The following is a 24055-nucleotide window of genomic DNA, read 5'->3' on the forward strand; positions in this document are numbered from 1 at the left end:
GGGCCTTACAGCCCCATTCACTTCCTGGCCTGGGATATGCCCCAGCGCAGGTCGGAGCAGATCTCGGCCAGGGCCTCCAAAGCCTTTCTGCGGTCCTTCCGCGGCCTGCCCTCGTCATTCAGAAGACAATGCACCAGGGCCGAGCCGACGATGACCCCATCCGCGTAGGCGCCAACCTGGGAGGCCTGCTGGGCGGTCGAAACCCCGATCCCCACGCACACATACGGAGCTCCCGCATGCCTGACTCTCGCCACCAGGTTCCGGGCCGAGTTGGACATGCTGGTTCGTTCGCCGGTCACGCCCATCCGGGAGGTCGCGTAGACGAAGCCCCTGGCGGCTCGGGAGGTGAGCTGCAGACGTGCATCGGTGGAGTCGGGCGAGACCAGATAGACCCGGTCAAGGCCATAGCGGTCCGACTGCTCTATCCATTCCCCGGATTCGTCGACGATCAGATCCGGGGTGACCAGCCCGGACCCTCCGGCCTCGGCCATGCGCCGCGCAAAATCGGCTACACCGTGATGCAGAATCAGATTCCAGTAGCTCATGACCAGAGCCCTTGCACCGTCCGCCTGGACCTGGCGGACCGCATCGAAGACACCCTCGACCTTGACGCCATTGTCGATGGCGCACTTGCTGGCCGCCTGGATGACCGGACCATCCATGACCGGGTCGCTGTAGGGCAGTCCGATCTCGAGGATGTCGACCCCGCTTTTCACCATGACCCGCATGGCTTCCAGGGATGTGGGCACATCGGGGAATCCGTAGGGGAAGTAGCCGATGAAGGCCGGCCTGCCCTGCTGGCGAAGGGCCTGCAGCGTGGATGCCACCGGGCTGGCCGTGCGACTGAACCCCTTGGACTGTGCGGGCTGGACCGGCTGGACGGGGGCTTTCTGCCATTGCCATTGCTGGTTGACCATCAACGGGCCTCCTCTTCTGCTTGATCGCTCTTGCTGTGCCCTGCCTGGGCTTCCAGAGCGCTGGCCTCCTGCTCGGACAGGTAGCCGAACCATCTGCCCGCCGTGGCCACATCCTTGTCGCCCCTGCCCGAGATGTTGATCAGAATGACAGGATTCCTGATTCCCTTGCGCAGAAGGTCCGTGGCCGCCTTGCTGGCTCCTGCCAAGGCGTGCGAGGACTCCAGGGCAGGGATGATGCCTTCGGTCCGGCAGAGGTCGCTGAAAGCCTGCATGGCCTCCTTGTCGGTCGCATAGTCGTACTTGACCCGGCCCATGTCGTGCAACCAGGCGTGCTCGGGCCCCACCGAGGCGTAATCCAGGCCGGCGGAGATGGAGTAGGTATCCATGGTCTGGCCCTGGTCGTCCTCCAGCAGATAGGACTTGGTCCCCTGGAAGACGCCGACCTGTCCTGTGTCTGGCGACAGGCGGATGGCGTGCTTGCCCGAGCTGGGCCCGTCTCCACCGGCCTCGTATGCGTAGAGGGAGACCCGGGGATCGTCCAGGAAGGTGTTCATGATGCCGATGGCGTTGGAGCCTCCGCCCACGCAGGCCACAACCCCGTCAGGATGGTCGATGCCATATGCAGAAAGCTGTGCGGAGGCCTCTTCGCCGATGATCTTCTGAAAGTCCCTGACTATGGTCGGGAAGGGATGGGGGCCGGCCACCGTGCCCAGCAGGTAGTGGGTGGACTCCACGTTGGTCACCCAGTCGCGCAGGGCCTCGTTGATGGCGTCCTTGAGAATTCTGGTCCCGGTGGTCACCTCCACTACTTCGGCTCCCAGCATCCGCATCCTGGCCACGTTCAGGGCCTGCCTGCGGGCGTCGATCTGGCCCATGTAGATCCGGCACTTGAAGCCCAGGAGGGCGCAGACCGTAGCCGTGGCCACGCCGTGCTGACCGGCTCCGGTCTCCGCGATGACGCGGGTCTTGCCCATACGCTTGACCAGGAGCCCTTGGCCCAGGGCGTTGTTGATCTTGTGGGCGCCCGTGTGGTTCAGATCCTCCCTCTTCAGGAATACCCTGACCTGGCCGCCGACCCGATCGCTGATCAGCTTGGCGAACCTGGGAGCCGGCGTCAGAGCCGAGGGACGCCCCACATAGACCCGGTTGAGCCTGTTCAACTCCTCGCGGAAGGCCGGATCGGCCTTGGCCTCCTTGTAGACGCGCTCCAGCTCGTCAAGGGCACCAACCAGGGCCTCGGGTACGAAACGTCCGCCATATGGGCCGAAATAGGGACCGTCATGGGTCGACAGGGGCCTGGCCTCGGCGGCCTTGAAGCGGTGACCGGCCTGAACCAGCAAGCGGACGGTGCCCTCCCGGTCCTGGGAGGTGACCAGTCCTTCTCCTATCAGGACCGCATCGGCCCCGGCCCGGGCGTACCGCTCAAGCTCGACCGTGCCGAACACTCCGGACTCGGCCACCTTCACCACGTCCTTGGGCAGGTTGGAGGCCAGCCGGGCATACTGGTCGACGTCGACGCTCAGGTCCTTCAGATTCCGAGCGTTGATGCCGATCACCCTGGCACCGGCCGCAATGGCCCGCTCGATCTCCTGTCGATCATGCGTCTCGACCAGAGCGGTCATGCCCAGGCTCCCGGACAGGTCGAGCAGGTGCTTGAGGCGGGTGTCATCCAAGGCCGCCACAATCAACAGGATCATATCGGCCCCATTGGCCCTGGACTCCCAGACCTGGTAGTCGGAGACAATGAAATTCTTGTTGAGCACGGGAATGCCCACGGCCTGCCTGACCTGCCGCAGATCCTCCAAGGACCCCAGGAAGCGTCTGCCCTCGGTCAGCACCGATATGGCCGAGGCACCCCCGTTGGCATACTGCCGGGCCAGTGCGGCGGGATTTTTGATGTCGGCAAGATACCCCTTGGAGGGCGAGGCGCGCTTGATTTCCGCGATGATCGGAATGCCGACGCTCTCCCTGAGCAGCCGGGCTGCATCAAGGGGTTTGCGCTTCATACTCCTGACCTGTTGCTTGAGGCTTTCCAAGGGAATCTTCTGTACCCGGCCCCTGGCATCCTCCACGGCGCCGGCCACCAGTTCATCCAAGACGGTCATAGAGCCCTTCCCTCCAGTTTCCTGTATATTCCCTGCCACAACCTTAGCGTCTTTCTGCACTGGATTACCCTTCCTCGCTCTGCATTTGTGCCTGCGTACGGTTGCCCTGCACCGCCGGCAAGGGTCCTCCGGCCTCGAAACACGACCTGTGTCCGGTGTGGCAGGCCGCCCCCACCTGGTCTACTTCGATAAGCAGCGCGTCCCCGTCGCAGTCGATGCTGACTCCCTTGACGTATTGGACGTGCCCGGAGGTGTCTCCCTTGCGCCAGTATTCCTGCCTGGAGCGGGACCAGAAGGTGACCCTACCCGTGGTCAGGGTCCGTCTCAAGGCCTCCTCATCCATGTACCCGACCATGAGCACCTGACGGCTGTCATACTGCTGGACCACAGCGGCCACAAGTCCCTTGGCATCCTTCTTGAGCCTGGTCGCTATGCTCGGATCCAAACGTGCTTCCCGGTCCTTCGAAGACTGTGACATTGATCCTCGTTCTCCTGATTTGTTCGACATGACCTTGTCGGTTGATTGTCTATGGTATGGGTATGGTTCCCCGATGGCTGCCGACAGGGCTTACAAATGCCAAGCACCGTGCGGTGCCGAAATTATCTGCGGGATTGATTCAGGCCTGCCATCGAACCGGATACCCGGCCGCATGGAGTGCCTGCTTGACGTCCTTGATGGACACCTGGCCAAAGTGGAAGACGGAAGCCGCCAGAACCGCGTCGGCCCCGGCCTTGACAGCAGGAGGAAAATCGGCGGCCTTGCCTGCCCCTCCACTGGCGATGAGCGGAAGTGATACGGCCTTGCGCACGTCGGCGATCATCTCCAGATCGAAGCCTTGACGGGTGCCGTCCGCATCCATGGAATTGAGGAGGATCTCACCGGCCCCGAGCTCCTGGGCCTGCTTGACCCAATCGATGGCATCGATGCCGGTGGACTGGTGGCCGCCCATGGTGGTCACCTCATATCCTGAGGTAATGCCCTGCGCATCAGACCGGCGGGCATCGACCGAAAGGACCAGAACCTGGCGGCCGAACCGCTGGGCGATGTCGCCGATGACCTGCGGATTGGCGATGGCTGCCGTGTTGATGCCGACCTTATCGGCGCCTGACCGCAGGAGGGTATCGACATCCTGCGGGTTGCGCACGCCTCCGCCGACGGTCAGCGGAATTAAGATCTGGTCGGCGGTGCTCTTGACCAGGTCCACCATGGTGGCCCGTCCGCTGCCTGAAGCGGTCACATCCAGGAAGGTCAGTTCGTCAGCTCCCTGGCGGTAGTAGGCCGAAGCCAGTTCGACCGGATCACCCGCATCGCGCAGATTCTTGAAGTGGACGCCTTTGACCACACGGCCCTGGTCGACATCAAGGCAGGGAATGACACGAACCGCTACCGTCATGCGACCTGCCTTCCTGCCTGAACCGAATTGTTTGAGTCACGACCTTAGCTTCTGCGGTGTCTGAAGACCATGGCATGTCCACACTATGGCATGACCTCATTGCATAACGCTGAATCAGGCCTGAAGCTTGACGGCCTTGGCTGCCAGCTGCCCGCAGGCACCGTCGATGTCAGATCCGCGGGTGTCCCTCATGGTTGCAGTGATGCCGGCCTTGTGGAGGATGTCCAGGAAGCGCTGCTCGTCCTCGGGCTTGGATGCAGTCCAGCGAGACCCCTCAATCGGATTCAGGGGTATGGGGTTGACGTGCGCCCAGTCGTCCCCGTAGTGGTTGAGGCGCTTGGCCAGGAGGCGGGCATGCTCGGCCTGGTCGTTGATGCCGCGCATCAGGGCGTACTCGATGCTGACCCGCCTGCCGCTGGCCAGATAGTAGTCGTGGGCCGCGTCCAGGACCTGGGTGGTGTTGAAGCGGCGGTTCATGGGAACCAGCTCGTCGCGCAGCTTGTCGCTGGGGGCATGGAGGGAGACGGCCAGACGGACCGGTATTCCCTCTCGGGTCAGCTTGCGAATGCCGGGGACCACGCCGACCGTGGAGACGGTGATGTTCCTGGCCGAGATGCCGAATCCCTTGGATGGCAGGGCGCTGATCTGCCTGACTGCGGACAGGACAGCCCGGTAGTTGCCCATGGGCTCGCCCATCCCCATGAAGACGATGTTGCTCAGGCGCCCCGGACCTCCGGCAACCTGTCCGGACCGCATCATCCGGGAGGCGGCCCTGACCTGTTCCAGAATCTCGCCGGTCGACATGTTTCGGGTCAACCCAAGCTGACCTGTGGCGCAGAAGGGGCAACCCATGCCGCAGCCGACCTGGCTGGAGATGCAGAGGGTGGCCCTGGAGGGGTAGCGCATGAGCACGGACTCGATCCTGGACCCGTCGAAGAGCTCCCAGAGGGTCTTGATGGTCGTCCCCTGATCCGCCTTCTGAACGGTGACCGGGGTGATCAGCTCGGGGAAGAAGCGGTGTGCGGCCTCCTGGCGGCTGGCCGAGGGAAAGTCCGTGAAGTCGTCCGGGTTGGTGGACAGATGGTTGAAGTAATGGTTGGCCAGCTGCGAGACCCGGAATTTAGGCAGGCCCATTTGAGCGCAGACCTCCTGGCGCTCCTTCCGGTCCATGTCGGTAAAGTGGCGCGGCGGCTTGCCTCGTCGGGCATGGTCGGCAGCCAGAACGTCCCGGAAGGCGCCATCCTTGCCTCCGGGGGTGATGCCGGTCTCAGGCTCGGCACCGGTCAAATCGACATCTGTCATACCTCTACCTCATCCTGTATCAGTCATCCGACCATCAATTCCGGTCACAGGCCGGTAATCAAAAGCACCAGTGTGATAAACGGTGCGGACATGAGGATCGAATCCACCCTGTCCAGCACCCCGCCGTGGCCCTTGAGCAGGTGACCCATGTCCTTTATCCCAAGGTCGCGTTTGATCAAGGATGCGCTCAGGTCCCCGAGGGTGCCTGTGGCTCCGACCATGATGCCCATGAGCAGGGCGACCCACCAGATCCGTCCCCAATCCGCCATGGGATAGGTAGCCGCAAAGATGACCAGGGCGCCGATCAGGCAGCAGAGCATGGAGCCTGCCAGCCCCTCCAGGGACTTGCCGGGAGAGATACGGGGCGAGATCTTGTGCTTGCCGAAGAGCGAGCCGAAGAGCAGTCCGCCGATATCGCTCAAGGCAGGCAGGAAAATCACCATGAAGGCGTGTGCGGCAGGATGCCCGCCGAAGGTGGTGGGCAGGGTTATCAGACAGGCCAGGAGGGTGATATAGACAACGGTCAGGAGGGTGACGCCCACATTGGCCAGGCTGCTTGAACGGGGCTCCCCCTCTGCGGTGCCGTAGGATGCATCGGCCATGGTCTGCGCGTCCTTGCCCGACAGCTTGGCGTTCACCGCCTTGACCAGCCGACCGCCCAGGCGATGGTTGCGCGTGGCCGCAAGAGCCCCGACCAGGGCGGTGACCAGAACTCCAGCGGTCATGACCGCCACATGGTCAGGCGCGTAGAAGGAGGCCAGCATGGTGACCGCCGAACAGACCCAGAGCTCGACCACCGGTATATGCAGGCCCGCCGTGGCAAAGTCCACCCTGAGCTCCCAGAGCCCCAGGGTCATGAAGATCACGATCAGGTAGATGAATGCGTCGATGCGCACCAGGATGCAGGCCAGGATGATGACCACCAGAAGCGCGCCAGTGGCCACCGCCTGCGGCATGTTGCGTCCGGTTCGTTTGTTCAGGGTTGCGACGGCATCCTGACCTGCCTTCTCGGCAGAGCTTTCCTTGGTACTCATGAAGTGTGGATCCTCCCCAGGCGGGATCAGACCTCGAGGATCTCCTTCTCCTTGGCATCCAGGAGCTGGTCGATCGTGTCGTTCTTCTGCTTGGTGACGGTCTCCAGCTCCTTCTGCAGCCGGTTGCCCTCGTCCTCGCCCAGGTCGCCGTCCTTGACCTTGGCCTCCAGCTCCTCCTTGACCTTGCGCCGGATGTTGCGGACGGCCACCTTGCCCTCCTCGGCCTTGTTCTTGGCCAGCTTGACGTAGTCCCGGCGGCGCTCCTCGGTCAGCTCGGGCATGGTGACCCTGATGACGTTGCCGTCACGGCTGGGGTTGACGCCCAGGTCCGAGTCGCGGATGGCCTTCTCGACTGCGCCTGCCTGTGAGGGATCGAAGGGGGTGACAGCCAGGGTGCGGGGCTCTGGGACGCCGATGGATGCCAAGGACTTGATGGGTGTGGGTGTGCCGTAATACTCCACCATGATGTCGTTGAGGAAGGAGGGGTTGGCACGCCCGGTCCTGATCCCCGAGAAGTTCTCCTTGGTCGCCTCGATGCTCTTGTCCATCTGCCTTCCGGCCTGGTCCACCACTGTGGTCATGATCTGCTCCTTGCTGTATGGACCATCCGCCTGTGCGCGCGAGGTCCGTCATTCTTATACTCTACGGCCATGGGGCCGCAGGGGCCAAGCGGCGCGGGGTGTGCCCGCTACCGGTCACAGGGTGCGATCGGGACCGCCGTGGACCAGGGTGCCCAGGCGCTGGCCTTTGAGCGCTCCAGTCACGTTGCCTTCACCCTCCAGTCCGAAGACTCGGATGGGCATGTCGTTGTCACGGGCCATGGACAGGGCTGCCGCATCCATGACGGCCAGATTGTCGACCAGGGCCCTCTGGTAGCTCAGGTTGGTGAACATACGCGCAGAAGCCTGCTTGTGCGGATCAGCCGTGTACACGCCGTCCACACCGTTCTTGCCCATCAGGACCTCGACGCAATGGATCTCCAAGGCCCGCTGGATGGAGACCGTGTCAGTGGAGAAGTAAGGCATGCCTGATCCTGCACCGAAGATGACCACACGTCCCTTCTCCAGGTGGCGGATGGCCTTGAGCGGGATGTAGGGCTCGGCCACCTGGCCCATGGTGATTGCTGTCTGCACCCTGGTGGCCTGACCGTCCTGCTCCAGGAAGTCCTGCAGGGCCAGGCAGTTCATGACCGTGCCCAGCATGCCCATGTAGTCGCCGCGCGAACGCTCGATTCCGGCCTGGCTGAGCTCGGCTCCGCGGAAGAAGTTGCCTCCGCCAACCACGATGGCGACCTGCACGCCGCTCTGCACCGCCTGGACGATCTCCTTGGCCACGCGCTTGACCACCTGCACGTCGATGCCGACCTCGCCTCCCCCGAAGGCCTCTCCGGAGAGCTTGAGCAGCACACGACGAGGCGATGCTGGGTTTTGTGCTGAATCGGATCCGGTCATAAATGCCCTTTCTTCAAACATGATGACGGGCGGAGTGCGCCGCCAACCAGAGTATCGAGGCTGGGCGACAACCCCTACCTGAGCAGGCCCTGGGAATTGACCCAGGACAAAGGAAGGGGAGCGACCACGAAGGCCACTCCCCTGCCATCAGTGCCGGCCGTCTGCCCATCCCTCAGACAGGATCGGGCGAGACGACCCACGACATTGCCGGACTACCGACTACTCCTCGTCGCCCTTGCCGACCTCGAGACGGGCGAAGGCCAGAGCCTTGCCTCCAGCCTGCTTGAAGAGGTCGCCAATGGTCTTGGAGGTGTCCTTGACGTACTGCTGCTCCAGCAGGACGGTCTCCTTGAAAAAGGCGTTCAGACGCCCCTCGACGATCTTGGGAATGATCTTCTCAGGCTTGCCTTCGGCCTGGGACTTCTCGGTGGCCACACGACGCTCGGACTCCACCACGTCGGCAGGCACATCCTCGCGGCTGAGCCACTTGGGGCTCATGGCGGAGATCTGCAGGGCCACCTCATGGGCCACCTGGGCGCCGGCCTCATCAGTGGCGATCATGGCCACGATGGAGGGGGGCATCTCCACGGACTTGCGGTGGGCGTAGATCTCCACACGGGGACCTTCGACCCGGGCCACCTGGCCGACCTTGACATGCTCATGGAAGAGCGCGCCGGCCTCCTCCACAGTCTCCTTGACGGTACCGGACTTGGACGGAGCGGCATCGACCTGCTCGGCGTTGGAGGCATCAGCCTTGGCCACGTCGTCGATGACCTCCTTGCCGAACTCTATGAACTGAGGGGTCTTGGCCACGAAGTCGGTCTCGGAGTTGAGCTCGACGGCATAGCCGATCTGGCCCTGTCCGCCCTCGACGACGGTGGAGGCGATCAGGCCCTCCTGAGCCTTGCGGCCCTCGCGGGCGCCTGCGGCCTGGATGCCGGTGGCGCGGATGATCTCCTTGGCGCGGGCCATGTCGCCCTCGGCCTCGGTCAGGGCCTTCTTGACGTCCATCATGCCGGCGCCGGTCTGATCACGCAGCTCCTTGATCAGTGCAGCGGTGATTTTTGCCATGAAACTCTCCTATCTGGTCTTTCCTGAATGCATCTACCTAGACGCCAGATTCAGGCGGCCTGATCAGCAGCGGGGGTCTCCTGCTGCGGTTGCGCAGGCTGCCCGGCCTGGGAAGCCTGGGCGGCATCCTGGGCCTGCTCCTGCGGCTGTCCGTCCTTGTTCTCCAGCAGGTTCTTCTCCCACTCGGCCATGGGCTGGTCGGAGGCCTCCTCGGTCTTGGCGGCCTTGCCGGAGCGCTCCAGCAGACCGTCGGCCACGGCATCGGCCATGAGCCTGGTCAGCAGCTCGACGCCGCGAATGGCATCGTCGTTGGCGGGAATGGGGTAGGTGACGAGCTCAGGATCCGTGTTGGTGTCCACCAGGGCCACCACCGGAATGCCCAGCTTGTTGGCCTCGGAGACCGCCAGGGCCTCCTTGTTGATGTCGACCACGAACAGGGCCGAAGGGGTGCGGCTCATGTTGCGGATGCCGCCCAGCTGGCGCTCCAGCTTGTCCTTCTCGCGCCGCAGGAGCAGGAGTTCCTTCTTGGTCAGCCCCGAGCCGTGCACGTCGTCGAAGTCCATCTCCTCCAGCTCCTTCAAGCGGCCGACCCGCTTGGTCACGGTCTGGAAGTTGGTCAGCATGCCGCCCAGCCAGCGCTCGGAGACGTAGGGCATGTTCACCCGGGTGGCCTGGGCCTTGATGGCCTCCTGGGCCTGCTTCTTGGTCCCCACGAAGAGCACGGTGCCGTTGTGGGCCACGGTCTGCTTGATGAAGTCATAGGCCTGGTCGATCAGACCGAGCGACTTGAAGAGGTTGATGATGTGGATGCCGTTGCGCTCCATCAGGATGTACTGCTTCATCTTGGGGTTCCAACGACGGGTCTGGTGTCCGAAGTGGACGCCGGCCTTCAGCATTTCGCTCATGGTGATCTGTGCCATGTCCGTACCTTTCATTGTCGGTTATTGCCTGGCCATGTGCACCTGCGTGCAACTCCGGGGAGCCGACCGACACAGGACGTCGCGGACATGGCGCGAATTCGCGGCGTGTGTTCGGGAATACTCTTGGCGCGCCTGCCCACCCGTGACAGCGGACCTGCGCAATGACACGCCGAATTACCATGATACCCGAGGCCAATGACCTCGGGTATCATGTTCACCCTCTGCCTACCTGGCTGATCTCAGCTGCTGCATGGCCTTACGGCGAACATCGCTCTCCAGCCGATCCACATAGACATGGCCGTCCAGATGATCGCACTCGTGCTGGATCATCCGCCCCATGATGCCATGGCCTTCGAGGGTCACCGTCTTGCCATCCAGATCAATGCCGTGGGCCCGGGCGTAATCGGCCCGCCTGGTCGGATACCAGAGGTTGGGCAGGGACAGGCATCCCTCTTCGCCATACTGCTCGCCTGAGGTCTTGTCGATGACCGGATTGATGATGTAGCCCACCTTGCCGCCGATGTTATACGAGAAGACGCGCAGGCCCACGCCGATCTGGTTGGCCGACAGGCCTGCCCTGCCTGGATCGTCGACAGTGTCCACCAGATCACGCACCAGACTGCGCACAGCCGGGGTGATGCTGGTCACCGGATCGCAGGGCGTGCGCAAAACCGGATCAGGAACCACTCTGATTGTACGAATCGCCACTGCTTACTCCTCGTCATCCCGGCCGTCGCGGCCGTCCTTCTCGTCCTCTGGGGCTGCTTCCTCCTCCTGGCGGCCATCACGCTTGCGTCCGGTCATGCTGGCCAGGGAATCGCTCATGGTGGTCCGTGCCCTGCTGACGATGTCGTTCTCCTTGGCGGCGGGCTTGGCCGGCGTCCTGGGCGCATAGAGGACCTTGTCCACAAGTTCGGCGTACTGGCGGAGCACCTCGGGGCGCACCACCTTCAGGCTGGGGGTCAGGGTGCCATCCTCCTGGGTGAAGTCCTTGTCCAGCACCAGGAACTTGCGCACCGACTCGGCACGTGAGACATTGCAGTTGGCCTTGTCCACATACTGCTGGATGAAGGCATGGATGGCATCGTTACGGCTGGCCTGCTCCATGCTCATGTCAGCGTCCAGACCCTGGGAGGTCAGCCAGGACTTGAGCATACCGGCATCCAGGGTGACCAGGGCACCGACGAAGGGCCTGCCATCGCCCACGACCACGGCCTGGGAGACAATCGGGCAGGTGCTGATGACATCCTCCAGGGGAGCCGGACTGACGTTCTTGCCGCCGGCGGTGATGATGACGTCCTTCTTGCGGCCGGTGATGAAGACGAAGCCCTGGTCGTCGATCTGGGCCAGATCACCGGTGTGCAGCCAGCCGTCCTTATCGAGGACGGTGGAATCCAGCTCGGGCTGGTGGTAGTAGCCCATGAAGACGCTGGGGCCCTTGACCAGAAGCTCGTCGTCGTCGCTCAGCCTGACCGTGATGCCCGAGCCTGGTCGGCCGACCGACCCCACCTCGTTGGCATCCTCGAAGTTGACGATGCAGGGGGCTGCCGTCTCGGTCATCCCGTAGCCCTGGATGAAGGTGATCCCGTCGATTCCGTTGAAGAAGTGGGCCAGGTCGGCGTTCATGGGCGCGCCGCCGCAGGCCAGGTAGCTCAGGTTGGAGCCCAGGGCGGACTCGATTGTGTTGCCGACGGTCTTGGTGTAGAAGGCATGGGCCAGGCGGGTCAGCGGCGAGTGACCGCGCCCCTCCTGCTCATCCTTGGACCACTTGATGAAGTGCCTGGTGGCCTTGGCGAAGACCTTGCCGGCCAGACCTGTGCCGGCCTTCTGCGAGGCGGCGTTGTAGACCTTCTCGAAGACACGGGGCACGCCCAACAGATAGGTGGGACGGAATGTGCGCAGATCGGTCAGCAGGTGCTTGGCATTGGAGACGTATCCGACCACGCCCTGGGCGCCGATGGCCACGTACTGGATGTAGCGGGCGAAACAGTGGGCCAGGGGCAGGAAGAGCATCAGACGGGAGGGCGCCGCCAGCATGTGGTAGAGCACATCCCAACCCACGAAGACGATGTGGACGAAGTTCCGGTTGGAGAGCATGGCGCCCTTGGGTTCACCGGTTGAGCCCGAGGTGTAGACGATGGTGGCCAGATCGTCGGCCTTGACCTGGGCGATGGCCTGGTCCAGACGCTCGTCGTCGATCCCCTGGCCGAATTCGCTGACCGCGTTCAGACCCCCGGCCTCGAAGTTGAAGACATACTTGAGCTTGGGCGAGGATCCCCGCACCTGCTCCAGGATCTGCGCATGCTCCGAGTCGCCGGCGAAGGCCAGGACGCAGTCCACATCCTGAACGATCTTCTGGGCCTGGCTGGGCGAGTCGGTCTCGTAGATGGGCACCGAGACCGCCCCGATGGCGGCGCAGGCGAAGTCCGTGACCCCCCAGTCATAGCTGGTGGAGGCATAGATGACCACGGTGCTGCCCTTTTCCACGCCCAAGGCCATCATGCCCTTGGCCACGGCGCGAACCCGTGCGGACATCTGCCCGGCCTTGACATCATGCCAGTTTCTGGTCATGGGATCCTGCCACTGGGCAACCAGCTCCTCAGGGTCGCGGGCGGTGCGTTTTGCCAGGAGTGAATAGATGGTGTCCTTGTCCGTCGTCGGGTGTTGAAGCTCGACCGTATATTCACGCAACATACCCACCATCATATGGGTTAACCCGCCAAAGCCGGCGCCTAGCCCATGTCGAAGCGCACACAGAGCCAGCGCGAACCACTTCTGGCGACGATCAGGTTGGTCAGCACCGTGCGCTCTCCGACCAGGAATCCGATGGTGGTTTCGTAACGGTCGCAGTCCACCCGGTAGAGCTCGACCAGTTTAGGAACCAGCGGCAGATAGGCCAGGCCGACATGATCCGACGTGCGGACCATGCCCAGATGCCGATCACGCATGAGCCGGGCCAGCATAGCCAGCCGTTCCATGCAGACGCGGTTGAGCACACGGTCCAGGCCCTTCATCGGCAGACGACCCCGCAGTACATCGAAGACCCTGGATGCCAGGGCGCACAGGTTGACCAGAATTCGCTTGAGATCCCCCGTCAGACCCTCATGCCCGGCCGCATCCGCCGGTCGAACGAAGTTGACGGTTCGCACTGTCAGGTTGATGCCCCCAAGCCCCAGCGGCACCTGAACGCAGGTGGACGGCCACCAGCCGCCGACGTCCTGTCCTGCCGAGTCCCCGATTGCACGATCCCCATCCCAGGTCGGCGCCAGATCCATATACTCCGTCATACTTCTCCCCTCGCACTTCGATGTGCTTGTTTGCTTCCCCCTCTCATGCCGGCGAGGTGCACTGGGTGACCGACGCAACGACAGCGATTACGTCCAGAGTAAGAATGCCCTGAGGCAATGTAAAGGCCGGTTCAGGAATGTGGTCAACCTGAACCGGCCTTGATACGGATTGTGGATAAATACCTGCTCAGCAGCGAGGGGCGGGAGTCACTGCCACGCGGCACTTCTGGAAGTTCTTGACATCCACGTAGCCGGTGGAGGCCATGGCCCGGCGCAGGGCCCCGATCAAGTTCAGGCTGCCATCGGTGCGATCACTGGGTCCGAAGAGTATGCGCTCCAGGCTCCCCACCTGGCCGACCTGGACCCTGCGACCCCTGGGCAACTCAGGATGATGGGCCTCGGCCCCCCAGTGCATGCCCTGACCGGGAGCCTCCGTGGCCTTGGCCAGGGGCGTGCCCAGCATGACCGCGTCGGCCCCCATGGCCAAGGCCTTGACAAAGGACCCCGAGGTGCCGGTCTCCCCGTCGGCGATGACCTGAACGTAGCGGCCGCCGGATTCGTCCAGGTAGTCACGACGCGCCTCCGCCACATCCGAGATGGCCGTGGCCATAGGAGCCTGAATTCCAATGGTGGCGGAGTCGGTAGAAGAGGCTCCCCCGCCAAACCCGACCAGCACCCCGGCGGCACCCGTGCGCATCAGATGCAGGGCAGCCTGGTAGGTGGCGGCCCCGCCGACGATGACCGGAACGTCCAGGTCATAGATGAACTTCTTCAAATCCAAGGGCTCATGGCTGGTGGAGACGTGCTCGGCCGATACCGCCGTGCCGCGGATCACGAACAGATCCACGCCTGCATCGACCACCGTCGTGTAGAACTCCTGGGTGCGCTGGGGCGACAGGGCCCCGGCCACCGTGACCCCGGCCTTGCGAATCTCCTGCAGACGGCGGGTGATCAGCTCCGCCTTGACCGGCTCCCTGTAGGCCTCCTGAATGACCTCGGTCGCCTGCTCCGGCGTGGCATGGGCTATCCGGTCCAGCTGGGGGCGCGGATCCTCGTAGCGGGTCCACAGCCCCTCCAGGTCCAGCACGCCCAGTCCGCCCAACCGTCCCAGGGCGATGGCCGTCTCCGGGCTGGTCACCGAGTCCATGGGCGCCGCCAGCAGGGGCAGGTCGAACTCGTAGGCATCCACCTGCCAGGCCGTGGAGACATCCTGGGGATCCCTGGTCCTTCTTGATGGGAGTATGGAGACATCATCGAGCGTGTAGGCCACCGTGGCCTTCTTGCCGAGACCGATTTCGATTTCCTGTGTCATGTCTGCCAGCCTAGCGCCTCATGATGACGCTCCGGCGTGCTACGAACGGGTTACGAGCAGGGGAAGAGAGAGTAACAAACTTGGGATAGAACTGTTCGCGAGCGCAACTGCGGCACCGGGGGCAGGATCCTGCCCCCGGCCCACCCACTGTTAGGAGGCCGCCATGGAGAAGATCGCCGTGAAGGGACGCATCGTCGAGCTCGACGGTGACGAGATGACCCGGGTCATCTGGAAAATGATCAAGGAACGGCTGATTCTGCCCTATCTGGATGTGGACCTGGACTATTACGATCTGGGCATCCGCAACAGGGACGCCACCGACGACAAGGTCACTGTCCGGGCGGCCCAGGCCATTCAGCGCGAGCATGTGGGCGTCAAGTGCGCCACCATAACCCCAGACGAGGCCCGGGTGAAGGAATTCAGTCTCAAGCGCATGTGGAAGTCGCCCAACGGCACCATCCGCAACATTCTTGGCGGAACCATCTTCCGCGAGCCCATCGTCATCGACAACATCCCCCGGCTGGTTCCCGGATGGTCCAAGCCCATCGTGGTGGCCCGCCATGCCTTTGGCGACCAATACCAGGCCACTGATTTCACCGTGCCCGGGCCGGGAAAACTGAGCGTCACCTTCACCCCCGAGGACGGGAGCGACCCGGTGACCCGGGAAGTGACCGTCTACCCGGGTCCGGGCGTGGCCCAGGTGCAGTTCAACCTTGACGACTCCATCCGCGACTTTGCACGCTCCTGCTTCAACTATGCCCTGCAAAGGCACTACCCGGTCTACCTGAGCACCAAGAACACCATCCTCAAGGCCTACGACGGCCGGTTCAAGGATATTTTCGCCCAGGTCTACGAGCAGGAGTACCGGAGCCGGTTCGAGCAGGAGGGGCTGACCTACCAGCATCGGCTGATCGATGACATGGTGGCCTCCTCGCTCAAGTGGCAGGGCGGCTATGTCTGGGCCTGCAAGAACTACGACGGCGATGTCCAGTCCGATGCGATAGCTCAAGGGTTCGGGTCCCTTGGCCTCATGACCTCCATGTTGATGACGGCCGACGGGCAGACCGTAGAGGCCGAGGCCGCCCATGGGACCGTGACCAGGCATTACCGGCGCTGGCTTAAGGGGGAAACAACCTCCACCAACCCGATCGCCTCCATTTTCGCCTGGACCGGCGGACTCAGGCAGCGGGCGCGGCTGGATGATACGCCCAAGGTGGCCCAGTTCGCACAAACCCTGGAGTCAGTGGTCATCGAGACCGTGCGCTCCGGCCGCATGACCAAGGATCTGGCCAGCCTGGTCGGTCCTGACCAGCCCTGGCTCGACACCGAAGGGTTCATGGATGCCCTGGATCAGGCCCTTGCCGCGCATATGGCTTCAGCTGCTACAGAGGCCACGGACCCCAAGGAGGACTAACCGATTGGACAGGGTATCATTCCCTGGCCATACCAGGCCGCTGATCTGTCCGGTTCGGCCTTGACCGTCTGCCCCTTGGCGAGAAGCTTGTGCGCAAAAGCGGGGAGACTCCATACGCTCCTGCCCGAGAGCCCATACAATGGTTTCTCGGGACCCGGCCAGAGTCGGGCTCTGTCGGAACGAAGGAGCGAATGTGAAGAAGACCGGCTTTGCACGGCATCTGTCCTGCTTGCTGGCCCTGCTTGCATGCCTGGTCATGGCGGCATCGGCGGGCGCCTGCGATCCGGCCATGGGCGGGGGGAAACAATCCCCGAGCGCCCCGCAGAGCCCGGCGACCTCCACGACAGCTGCCAAAGTGCCCGGTCGGGTGGCCATTTTCACTCCCTCTGACGGCATCACCCTCTCCCAGCACACGCCCATCAACAAGTGGGCCGCCCTGGTTCCAGAGCTCAAGGCGGCACTGACCAAGGAGCATCTTTCCGGCAAGCGCATCGATGCCTACACCAGCGGGAATCTGGAGGACCAAAGCAAGGAACTGCAGGATTATGTGGTCAACCGCCTTTCGGAGCGCAAGGCCGGGAAGACCTCAGAGCCGACCACACTGGTGGTGGCACCCATGACCTCGCCAGACTCCATTACCCGCCAGTATGGCGACTACATCAGCAAGTCACTGGATGCCGATGCCGAAGACAAGGCGAGCGCACGCCTGGTCTCGTCTCTACGCCTTGCTGCGGGCGCGGGCATGCATGTGGTGCTGCTGGCCAATCAGGTGCCGGGCATTCACCCGGATCTGTTCGTGCAGTTGTCCGATGCTCGGGCCATTGGGCAGATGCAGGCGAACAAGTTGGCCAGCAAGCTGGAGCTGGACAAGGCCAGCAAGAACAACCCCTGCCGCATCGAGGTTCTGCTGCCGAACCGCACAGCCGAGACATCCTCCTCTGATGCGTCATCCTCGGATACATCCTCTGCTGACGAGGATGCTGAAACCGGCCAGGCCGATCAGGAACGACATGAGGAACAGGATGAGCAGAGTTCTTTCCCCGCACAGGCCTTCGTCGGAATCTGGCAGGTGCTGGGTCCCTACTTCAAGGATGGGCGGGCTGTCAGCCCCTCGGGGCGTCTGAAGGCAGACAGCACCGAGAAGGACTGGCAGGCGGTCGCCTTTGACCCAGGCAAGGATGCCTCGGCTACAGGCAAAGAGCTGGCGACCCGCCTGTCCATGAACGATGACACCAAGACCCATACCGAGGTGGACGGCATTCTGGCCATGAACGACTTCATTGTTTCCGGTGTGGTCTCCGAGCTCGGGGATCTGGGTTATCGGGGTACGTCAGCGGACGTCAACCCGGAGATCTCCATATCAGGCATTATCGGGTCCATGGCCGGCCGCCAGGATCTGCATCGGCAGCGGGTGCCCAAACCCGCCCAGAGCCCTGCAACCCAGAATCCGACGGAGTCGGATGCGGATCCTTCACAGCAGACCACGGGCAAGACCGAAGGTTCCACGCCCTCGGACGACCACCCTGCCTGGCCCATCATCAGCGGATATGGCGCCTACGTGGACAACATGCCTCAAATCGTTGACGGACGTCAGTGGATGACCGGTCTGGAGGACAGGCTGGGGATCGCAGCTGATATCGCCAAGGCCTGCGTCGGCCTCAACAGCCAAGGCAAGGTGCCGGCCATGGATACGGTCCAGACCATCGACCAGAACGGCAAACAGTTGCGTCGCCTGTCAAGACCCCTGGTCGCGGTCTCGGCCTCCAACCTCAAAGCGGCGCTGATCGATACAGGCTACATCAAGCCAGCCGACGCGGGTCTCTGAGCATAGATCTCCTGCTCGATCCGGTCCTCATACCGCTTGAGAACCTCCTGACGGCGGGGCTTGTATGATGCGGTCAGCAATCCGTTTTCACGAGTGAAGTCCTGGTCCAGAATCAGATAGCGGCGGATGCCCTCGGCCCGAGATACCTGAGCGTTGGCCGCGTCCACGGCACGGTCGACCTCGGTGCGGATGATGGGGTTCTCCCCAGCTGCAGCGGCATCTTTCAAGGGCTCGGCGCCCTGGTCCCGCAGCCAGCGGTCAACCTGATCGGGATTGAGGGTGATCAGGGCCGAGATGAATGGCCTGCGGTCCCCGATGACCATGCAGTGGCTGATGATGGGCGAACGTTCGACAGCCGTCTCCAGCAGCGCCGGCGAGATGTTCTTGCCACCGGCAGTGATGATGATCTCCTTGCGTCGGCCGGTCAGCCGGACGAACCCGTCCTCGTCCAGGCTGCCCAGATCGCCGGTCAGGAGCCAGCCGTCACGAATCTGCCTGGTGGTGATTTCTGGATGGTTGTGGTAGCCCATGCAGACGTCGGGGCCCTTGACACATAGCTGGCCCTCCTGGTCGATGCCCACGGTGATGCCGGGCATGGGCAGGCCGATGGTGCCCAGCCGATAGCCCTCGGTGGGGTTGACCGTCACAGGACCCATGGTCTCGGTCATGCCGTAGCCCTCCAGCAGGGGCAGGCCTATGCCATTGAAGAAGTCCGCAATGTCCCTGTCCAGGGGGGCGCCGCCCGAAATGGCATACTTGACCCGGCCGCCCAAGGCCTCCAGGATGGGATCGTAGACGGTGCCCGTGTACATGAGGTGCTTGGTCTTCAGCGACATGGGAACCCGGCTGCCGGTCTGCTGATGACGGGACCACTGCCTGGCCACACCTGCAGCATCCAGGAAAATCCTGCCCCTGGCGCCTGTGCCGGCTCGCTGGGAGGCGGCGTTGTAGATCTTCTCGAAGATTCGCGGGACAGCCAGGATGAAGGTGGGCTTGAAGGTCTGCATATCCTGCAGCAGATTGCGGATGGACCCGGTAAGCCCCAGGGTGAGATCCGTGGCGATGGCGAAGAACTGCAGGCAGCGGGCGAAGGCGTGGGCCAGAGGCAGACAGAGCAGAAGCCGCCTGCCCTCGCCCAGGCAGATGTCAGGAACCGCCTGAGCACCCGAACGCACTGTGAAGACGATGTTGCTGTGGCTGAGTTCAATGCCCTTGGGCTTGCCAGTGGAGCCTGAAGTGTAGACGATGGTGGCCAGGTCGGAGCCTTGCACCGAGTCGGCCCGGGCTTGGAAGTCCGCCTGGTCCACCGCCCGTCCGTAGGCGGTCATGGTGGTCAGCGCACCCCTGGTGATCACATACAGGTCGTTCAGATAGGCGCAGTGGGAACGAACCGCGTCCACACGCGCCCTCATGTCGTCATCCTCCAAAAAGGCCATGCCCACGTGGGAGTCATTGAAGATGCGCCGGATCTGATCTGGAGAATCTGTCTCGTAGACCGGCACCGTCACCGCTCCGATGGACAGGATGGCCATGTCCAGGGCAGTCCACTCCCATCGGGTGTGCGAGACGATGGCCACCGAATCCCCACGGCTTATCCCCCTGGCCATAAGCCCCTTGGCCAACGAGACAACGCGGTCCCGGAACTCACGGGCCGTGATGGCCTTCCACTCACGTCCGCTCCGGTATTCGATCAAAGGGTTGTCGCCCAGGCGCTCCACCCTGTCCTCAAGCAGGGAGAAGACGCTGGCATCGGCATCTATGGGTTCCTCAAGCGGACGCGTGAATTCCTGCTGCATGTTCTGCATGACCACTCCCTGCTGAAACGGCGTTATGCTTAATAATTCTAACCGCTCTCCCGGGCTGGCGATATACCCGGTCTGCGAATGCGCGCGTCATCTGAACGACTCTGGCACTGCTATAAGGGTTTGAGACGAATCCTATGATTTCCGACTTTAGCGCCGGGATCCAGATAACGGCCTTGATCGTCTTTCAGGCCCCAGTGCAGACACGCCTGGGCACAGTGGTCGGAGGCTCCCTGCACCCTTCCCCAGACCGTACCGGTCTGCAACCGGGTACCTGCCGGCAAGGAGCTCTGTGCAGGCTCATAGGTGGAGACCAGGTTGCCGTGACGTATGGAGACCACGTCCTTGCCCGCTACGGAACCAGCAAAGGCGATGACACCGTCTGCAGGGGCACGGATATTGCTGCCTGGCTCCGCCGCCAAATCCATCCCGCGATGACCGCTCAGCCATGGACGATCCGGGGGATCAAAGGGACGCGTAACCTGCGGGGCGGCCTTATCGCCAGTCAGGGGTTCAAGGGGCCACAGCCAGCCCCGGCGGCAGGCTCTGGTCGATGAGGCAACTCGACCCTTCTGCGCCGGAGCCGTGACCGAAGGCAGGATCGGCGCAGGCTGAGCCGTGACGGTTGCCGTAGGCCCCGCAGCCGACAGGTCCAGTGCCAGCGTCAACACCAGCAGGGTCCTGGGAAACCATGGGGGCCGACAGCCGGAAGGCATGATGGGCATCCGGCCGGTAACCCGCCTGATGCCCTTGTTCTTATGGTCACGCGCACAGGCCATAGTCGCACCTTCAATCCGTCATCGTGGATGCCCGATTGGGCGCCCAACATCATGATGGATTGGATGCCATATCCGTGTGAAACGGAAGGAGGGATGTGGTCGAATATGTAATCGTCCACATCAACACAGACCGTAAAGGCACCGTAATCGAGGATCCTCGGAAGGTTCCCGGCCTGGATGCCTTTAGCGGCCTGTTCAAGCCAGATGGATGACCGTCCAAGAGATGGGAGGCAGTTGAAGAGTCAAGGCGTCCCCATCCATCCTGAAGTCTTTCCGGGCATGCATGACGACCCGCTCCTGGTGTTCAAGCGTGTTGCGCGCCGAGGGGTCGTCCTCGTGCAGGGTGCTGACCGTGGCCTGCCGATCTCGATCCTGTTCGGGCAGGGCGATACTGAAATCAACAGAACTGTCAAGGCTGCGGTTGACTACAAAAACGCTCAGTGAACCATCGGCACCTCTGACGGCCACTGAATCGGTCATGGGCACCTGGCCATAGCGGGATGTCTCATAGGTGTCGCCGCTCTGCAGGCTCTTGAGCACGCTGGCGCCCCGCGCATAACGGGAGGTCAGGGCGAAGGGGTAGAAAATGGTCTGCCTCCAGGCCGGGCCGCCGGGCTTGGTCATGATGGGGGCAATGACGTTGACCAGCTGGGCCAGGCTGGCCGCATGAACGACGTCGGCATGCCTGAGCAGGGTGATCAGCAGGTCGCCCACCACCACGGCATCCGCCGCCGAATAGACATCCTCCAGGAGCGGCGCGCCTACGGGCCAATTCCCGATGCCTTCGGGCGATCTGCTGGCCTCAGCATCCTGGTACCAGACATTCCACTCGTCGAAGGAGATGAAAACCTGATGATCACTGCCCAGCCGGGCACGCGAGGCGGCGATGATGGCCTTTACGTCGGTGATGAAACTGTCCATGTCCACGCCGGAAGCCAGAAAACTGGCCATGTCCCCATCCCTGGGCGCGTAATAGGCATGGCATGAGAGGAAGTTCACATTTTCGAAGCAGCGCTCCAGGACCGTGCGCTCCCAGAGACCGAAAGTGGGCATGGTGTGCGAGGAAGAGCCGCAGACAACCAGGTCCAAGTCCGGGTCGATCATCCGCATGGCCACAGCCGTCCGGTTGGCCAGATCGGCGTATTCCTCTGCACTCTTGTGGCCGATCTGCCAGTCGCCGTCCATCTCGTTGCCCAGGCACCACATCCTGATGTTGAAGGGGCGATCATGGCCGTTGGCGCGACGCCGTTCCGACAGCTCGGTGCCCGATGGCACATTGCAGTATTCGAGCAGATCCAGGGCCTCCTGCATGCCCCTGGTGCCCAGGTTGACGGCCTCCATGAGCTCGTTGCCGCCCAGCTTGTCCAGCCAGTCGCGCATCTCATGCAGACCGAACTCGTTGCTTTCGCCGGAGTGCCAGGCCAGGTCGAGACGCCGAGGACGGCTTTCGCGCGGTCCCACGCCATCCTCCCAACGATAGCCCGAGACGAAGTTGCCGCCCGGATATCGGATGGTGGTCACGCCCAGTTCCTTGACCAGATCCATGACGTCCCGGCGAAAGCCCTGTTCGTCTGCTGTCGGATGACCCGGCTCATAGATGCCCGAGTAGATTCCCCTGCCCAGGTGCTCCACGAAGGATCCGAAGAGGCGATCGTCAATGGGCGTGGACTCCTGCTCCTCATCCACCCTGAACTGTGCCCTGCCCCTGTGATTCTGCTGCCCTTGCGTCACTGTCCGACTCCTTCGTTCTGACTGTATCGTCCATGATTCTCGTCCATGTTGAAACTATGGAACATCTGAATAGTACAACGTTGTGAATTCGGCGAGCCACCCGTCTGTCGCCCCATGCGGCACAGAGCAATCACCAATATGCTTGTCCCAGTATCCAACGACAGGCTGCATAATCACCTCACACAAGAGATGAGAATATTCAAAACAAGCCGACAGCATCAGTCCTTGAGCCAGGAAATATCTCATCAATTCAGTCGGTTGAGCATCCCGACACCCATATTTGCAACAACCGGGAGCATTCGAGATAGGTGGAGGGGGGGGGTTGCTTGGCAGATTGCACAATGCAAAGAAACCTGGGGGCTATAGGAACTAAACGCGTTGTTTATGTTGGGGGTTTGGCCTTGTGGCTGTAAGCGTGTTGGGTGGTTGTTAATAGGTCGGGTTGTTAATAGGGGTCTTGCAGGGGTGCCCGTTCCTGTTCGATTGGGGAATGAGAACCAGATCGAAGAGGGCCAGGCATTGCCCCATATGCCATGGGCGGATGCGCAAGCATGGGCGCAACAGATCAGGCACGCAGCGCTGGATGTGTCCGTCCTGCTCGATCACGTCCACCGCGCGCAGGCAGGACCGGGCCCGCGCCGCGCAGTTGAGGGAGTTCCTGGACTGGCTGCTGACGGGCAGGACCCGGGAACAGATGGGGGCCATGGGCGCCAGGGCCTGGCGTAAACGGGTCGGCTGGTGCTGGAACATCAAGCCGGCAATCACACCGGACGGGGTGGTCCATCACACGCTCATGGCCGACGGCACGCATATGGCACACGGCTGGTGCCTCCTGATAGCGATCGACGGGCAGACGGGCCAGGTCATCGACTGGCAGTGGTGCCATCAGGAGAACAAGGCGGCCTGCACGGCCCTGTCCTCCCGCATCCCCGGGCCCGACGTGCTCATCACCGACGGCCTTCGCGGCGTGCAGAAAGCCTGCCATGCCTGCTGGCCGGGCACGCGCATCCGACGCTGCCTGGTGCACGTGCAACGCAACACCAAAACCGACCTGACACTCAAACCACGACTTCAGGCCGGCAAGGAACTCAAGCGACTCTCCGACCAGCTCACCCGGGTCCATACCATCGAGGAAGCGGTGCGTTGGGGTGAGGCCTTGAACGCCTGGCACGAAAGATGGAAAACCCTCATCGACGAACGCACCATGGCCAAGGACGACCCAGCCAACCCCAAAGCCAGCCACCAATCCTGGTGGTGGACCCACCAGGAACTCCGCCGCTGCTACCGCAGGCTCGAACACCTCTTCCAAGACAGGCAGCTCTTCGCCTTCCCGGAACCCGAACTCACCGCCGGCGGGCCAGTGGAACGCACCACCAACCGGCTGGAAGGAGGAGTCAACCCACCCATCAAACGCACCCTCCTGCAACACCACGGCCTACCCGAGAGCCACATGAGACGCGCCTGCGAATGGCACTGCTACATGAAAACCGACAACCCCGACCCCGCCAGCCTGATCAGGGACGAACACCACCAGCCACAACCAGCACCCAAACGGGAAACCAGACAGGAACAGGACGAGCCCGAACACTACGGCACCGCCATCAACTGGAACGAGTTCCACACACCATTCAGATACCCCAACACCACACTCTGACCAACACACAACCAAACCCACACACAGAACCTAAAACAACGCGTTTAGTTCCTATAG

General features: G+C 62.8%; 21 protein-coding genes. 3 read left to right on the top strand and 18 right to left on the bottom strand.

Annotation, left to right across the window (positions count from 1 at the left end):
- Positions 1-17: 17 nt before the first annotated feature.
- From trpA to H3U89_RS08235, 14 genes are all read right to left on the bottom strand, one after another.
- Entirely contained in the window at positions 18-917 is a 900-nt protein-coding gene (gene trpA, locus H3U89_RS08170) for a tryptophan synthase subunit alpha (protein ID WP_198179551.1), read from the bottom strand.
- Positions 917-3022, bottom strand: coding sequence for a tryptophan synthase subunit beta (gene trpB, locus H3U89_RS08175; protein ID WP_198179549.1), 2106 nt, complete (start codon positions 3020-3022; stop codon positions 917-919). The genes trpA and trpB overlap by 1 nt, the downstream gene beginning before the upstream one ends.
- Positions 3023-3086: 64 nt before the next feature.
- Positions 3087-3500, bottom strand: a complete 414-nt coding sequence (hisI, locus tag H3U89_RS08180; protein ID WP_198177830.1) for a phosphoribosyl-AMP cyclohydrolase — start codon at positions 3498-3500, stop codon at positions 3087-3089.
- A 139-nt stretch (positions 3501-3639) separates the two neighbouring features.
- Positions 3640-4416 (bottom strand): imidazole glycerol phosphate synthase subunit HisF, encoded by a 777-nt coding sequence (gene hisF, locus H3U89_RS08185; RefSeq protein WP_198179547.1) that lies wholly within the window; start codon positions 4414-4416, stop codon positions 3640-3642.
- A gap of 114 nt (positions 4417-4530) precedes the next feature.
- Entirely contained in the window at positions 4531-5718 is a 1188-nt protein-coding gene (gene rlmN, locus H3U89_RS08190) for a 23S rRNA (adenine(2503)-C(2))-methyltransferase RlmN (RefSeq protein ID WP_198179546.1), read from the bottom strand.
- A 44-nt stretch (positions 5719-5762) separates the two neighbouring features.
- Entirely contained in the window at positions 5763-6752 is a 990-nt protein-coding gene (locus H3U89_RS08195; protein ID WP_198179544.1) for a phosphatidate cytidylyltransferase, read from the bottom strand.
- Positions 6753-6778: 26 nt separating this feature from the next.
- A complete protein-coding gene (gene frr / locus H3U89_RS08200) occupies positions 6779-7333 on the bottom strand; it encodes a ribosome recycling factor (protein ID WP_110412761.1) in 555 nt (184 codons plus the stop codon).
- 114 nt (positions 7334-7447) lie between these two features.
- Positions 7448-8203 carry a UMP kinase gene (pyrH, locus tag H3U89_RS08205; RefSeq protein WP_015021750.1) on the bottom strand — a complete coding sequence of 252 codons (756 nt, stop codon included), beginning with the start codon at positions 8201-8203 and terminating at the stop codon, positions 7448-7450.
- Positions 8204-8422: 219 nt separating this feature from the next.
- On the bottom strand, positions 8423-9274 hold the full coding sequence (tsf, locus tag H3U89_RS08210) for a translation elongation factor Ts (protein ID WP_198177835.1): 852 nt from the start codon (positions 9272-9274) through the stop codon (positions 8423-8425).
- 50 nt (positions 9275-9324) lie between these two features.
- A complete protein-coding gene (rpsB, locus tag H3U89_RS08215) occupies positions 9325-10194 on the bottom strand; it encodes a 30S ribosomal protein S2 (RefSeq protein ID WP_198179542.1) in 870 nt (289 codons plus the stop codon).
- Between the two features lie 225 nt (positions 10195-10419).
- Positions 10420-10902, bottom strand: a complete 483-nt coding sequence (locus H3U89_RS08220; RefSeq protein ID WP_015021747.1) for a peptide deformylase — start codon at positions 10900-10902, stop codon at positions 10420-10422.
- A 3-nt stretch (positions 10903-10905) separates the two neighbouring features.
- Positions 10906-12888, bottom strand: coding sequence for an AMP-dependent synthetase/ligase (locus H3U89_RS08225; RefSeq protein WP_198179540.1), 1983 nt, complete (start codon positions 12886-12888; stop codon positions 10906-10908).
- 38 nt (positions 12889-12926) lie between these two features.
- Positions 12927-13481: a hypothetical protein gene (locus H3U89_RS08230; RefSeq protein ID WP_198179538.1), complete on the bottom strand. Its 555-nt coding sequence runs from the start codon at positions 13479-13481 to the stop codon at positions 12927-12929.
- A 187-nt stretch (positions 13482-13668) separates the two neighbouring features.
- Positions 13669-14793, bottom strand: coding sequence for a GuaB3 family IMP dehydrogenase-related protein (locus H3U89_RS08235; protein ID WP_198179536.1), 1125 nt, complete (start codon positions 14791-14793; stop codon positions 13669-13671).
- Between the two features lie 163 nt (positions 14794-14956).
- Between H3U89_RS08235 and H3U89_RS08240 the strand changes: the two genes are divergently transcribed.
- Together H3U89_RS08240 and H3U89_RS08245 are read left to right on the top strand one after the other, a co-directional pair.
- A complete protein-coding gene (locus tag H3U89_RS08240; protein ID WP_198179534.1) occupies positions 14957-16207 on the top strand; it encodes an NADP-dependent isocitrate dehydrogenase in 1251 nt (416 codons plus the stop codon).
- A 256-nt stretch (positions 16208-16463) separates the two neighbouring features.
- Complete coding sequence (locus H3U89_RS08245) at positions 16464-18032, top strand: hypothetical protein (RefSeq protein ID WP_198180535.1); 1569 nt, start codon at positions 16464-16466, stop codon at positions 18030-18032.
- Here the strand turns inward: H3U89_RS08245 and H3U89_RS08250 are convergent.
- The 4 genes from H3U89_RS08250 to H3U89_RS08585 all read right to left on the bottom strand — a co-directional run bounded on the left by H3U89_RS08250 (position 18002) and on the right by H3U89_RS08585 (position 22691).
- On the bottom strand, positions 18002-19828 hold the full coding sequence (locus H3U89_RS08250; protein ID WP_198180533.1) for an AMP-dependent synthetase/ligase: 1827 nt from the start codon (positions 19826-19828) through the stop codon (positions 18002-18004). The genes H3U89_RS08245 and H3U89_RS08250 overlap by 31 nt on opposite strands.
- A gap of 119 nt (positions 19829-19947) precedes the next feature.
- Complete coding sequence (locus tag H3U89_RS08255; RefSeq protein ID WP_198179532.1) at positions 19948-20613, bottom strand: M23 family metallopeptidase; 666 nt, start codon at positions 20611-20613, stop codon at positions 19948-19950.
- 195 nt (positions 20614-20808) lie between these two features.
- Complete coding sequence (gene arfA, locus H3U89_RS08260) at positions 20809-22344, bottom strand: arabinosylfuranosidase ArfA (RefSeq protein ID WP_198179530.1); 1536 nt, start codon at positions 22342-22344, stop codon at positions 20809-20811.
- A 245-nt stretch (positions 22345-22589) separates the two neighbouring features.
- A complete protein-coding gene (locus H3U89_RS08585; RefSeq protein ID WP_415873566.1) occupies positions 22590-22691 on the bottom strand; it encodes a hypothetical protein in 102 nt (33 codons plus the stop codon).
- Between the two features lie 143 nt (positions 22692-22834).
- On the opposite strand from H3U89_RS08585, the gene H3U89_RS08265 reads away from it, so the two are divergent.
- Complete coding sequence (locus tag H3U89_RS08265; RefSeq protein ID WP_198202430.1) at positions 22835-23998, top strand: IS1249 family transposase; 1164 nt, start codon at positions 22835-22837, stop codon at positions 23996-23998.
- Positions 23999-24055: the final 57 nt, after the last annotated feature.

Origin of the sequence: Bifidobacterium sp. W8104 (genome assembly GCF_016100735.1) — a bacterium.
GTDB lineage: Bacteria > Actinomycetota > Actinomycetes > Actinomycetales > Bifidobacteriaceae > Bombiscardovia > Bombiscardovia choladohabitans.

Bases quoted from the DNA above. Each gene is read 5' to 3' on its own strand.
- trpA (WP_198179551.1), bottom strand. From the start codon at position 917: ATGGTCAACCAGCAATGGCAATGGCAGAAAGCCCCCGTCCAGCCGGTC.
- trpB (WP_198179549.1), bottom strand. From the start codon at position 3,022: ATGACCGTCTTGGATGAACTGGTGGCCGGCGCCGTGGAGGATGCCAGG.
- hisI (WP_198177830.1), bottom strand. From the start codon at position 3,500: ATGTCACAGTCTTCGAAGGACCGGGAAGCACGTTTGGATCCGAGCATA.
- hisF (WP_198179547.1), bottom strand. From the start codon at position 4,416: ATGACGGTAGCGGTTCGTGTCATTCCCTGCCTTGATGTCGACCAGGGC.
- rlmN (WP_198179546.1), bottom strand. From the start codon at position 5,718: ATGACAGATGTCGATTTGACCGGTGCCGAGCCTGAGACCGGCATCACC.
- H3U89_RS08195 (WP_198179544.1), bottom strand. From the start codon at position 6,752: ATGAGTACCAAGGAAAGCTCTGCCGAGAAGGCAGGTCAGGATGCCGTC.
- frr (WP_110412761.1), bottom strand. From the start codon at position 7,333: ATGACCACAGTGGTGGACCAGGCCGGAAGGCAGATGGACAAGAGCATC.
- pyrH (WP_015021750.1), bottom strand. From the start codon at position 8,203: ATGACCGGATCCGATTCAGCACAAAACCCAGCATCGCCTCGTCGTGTG.
- tsf (WP_198177835.1), bottom strand. From the start codon at position 9,274: ATGGCAAAAATCACCGCTGCACTGATCAAGGAGCTGCGTGATCAGACC.
- rpsB (WP_198179542.1), bottom strand. From the start codon at position 10,194: ATGGCACAGATCACCATGAGCGAAATGCTGAAGGCCGGCGTCCACTTC.
- H3U89_RS08225 (WP_198179540.1), bottom strand. From the start codon at position 12,888: ATGTTGCGTGAATATACGGTCGAGCTTCAACACCCGACGACGGACAAG.
- H3U89_RS08230 (WP_198179538.1), bottom strand. From the start codon at position 13,481: ATGACGGAGTATATGGATCTGGCGCCGACCTGGGATGGGGATCGTGCA.
- H3U89_RS08235 (WP_198179536.1), bottom strand. From the start codon at position 14,793: ATGACACAGGAAATCGAAATCGGTCTCGGCAAGAAGGCCACGGTGGCC.
- H3U89_RS08240 (WP_198179534.1), top strand. From the start codon at position 14,957: ATGGAGAAGATCGCCGTGAAGGGACGCATCGTCGAGCTCGACGGTGAC.
- H3U89_RS08245 (WP_198180535.1), top strand. From the start codon at position 16,464: ATGGCGGCATCGGCGGGCGCCTGCGATCCGGCCATGGGCGGGGGGAAA.
- H3U89_RS08250 (WP_198180533.1), bottom strand. From the start codon at position 19,828: ATGCAGCAGGAATTCACGCGTCCGCTTGAGGAACCCATAGATGCCGAT.
- H3U89_RS08255 (WP_198179532.1), bottom strand. From the start codon at position 20,613: ATGGCCTGTGCGCGTGACCATAAGAACAAGGGCATCAGGCGGGTTACC.
- H3U89_RS08265 (WP_198202430.1), top strand. From the start codon at position 22,835: ATGAGAACCAGATCGAAGAGGGCCAGGCATTGCCCCATATGCCATGGG.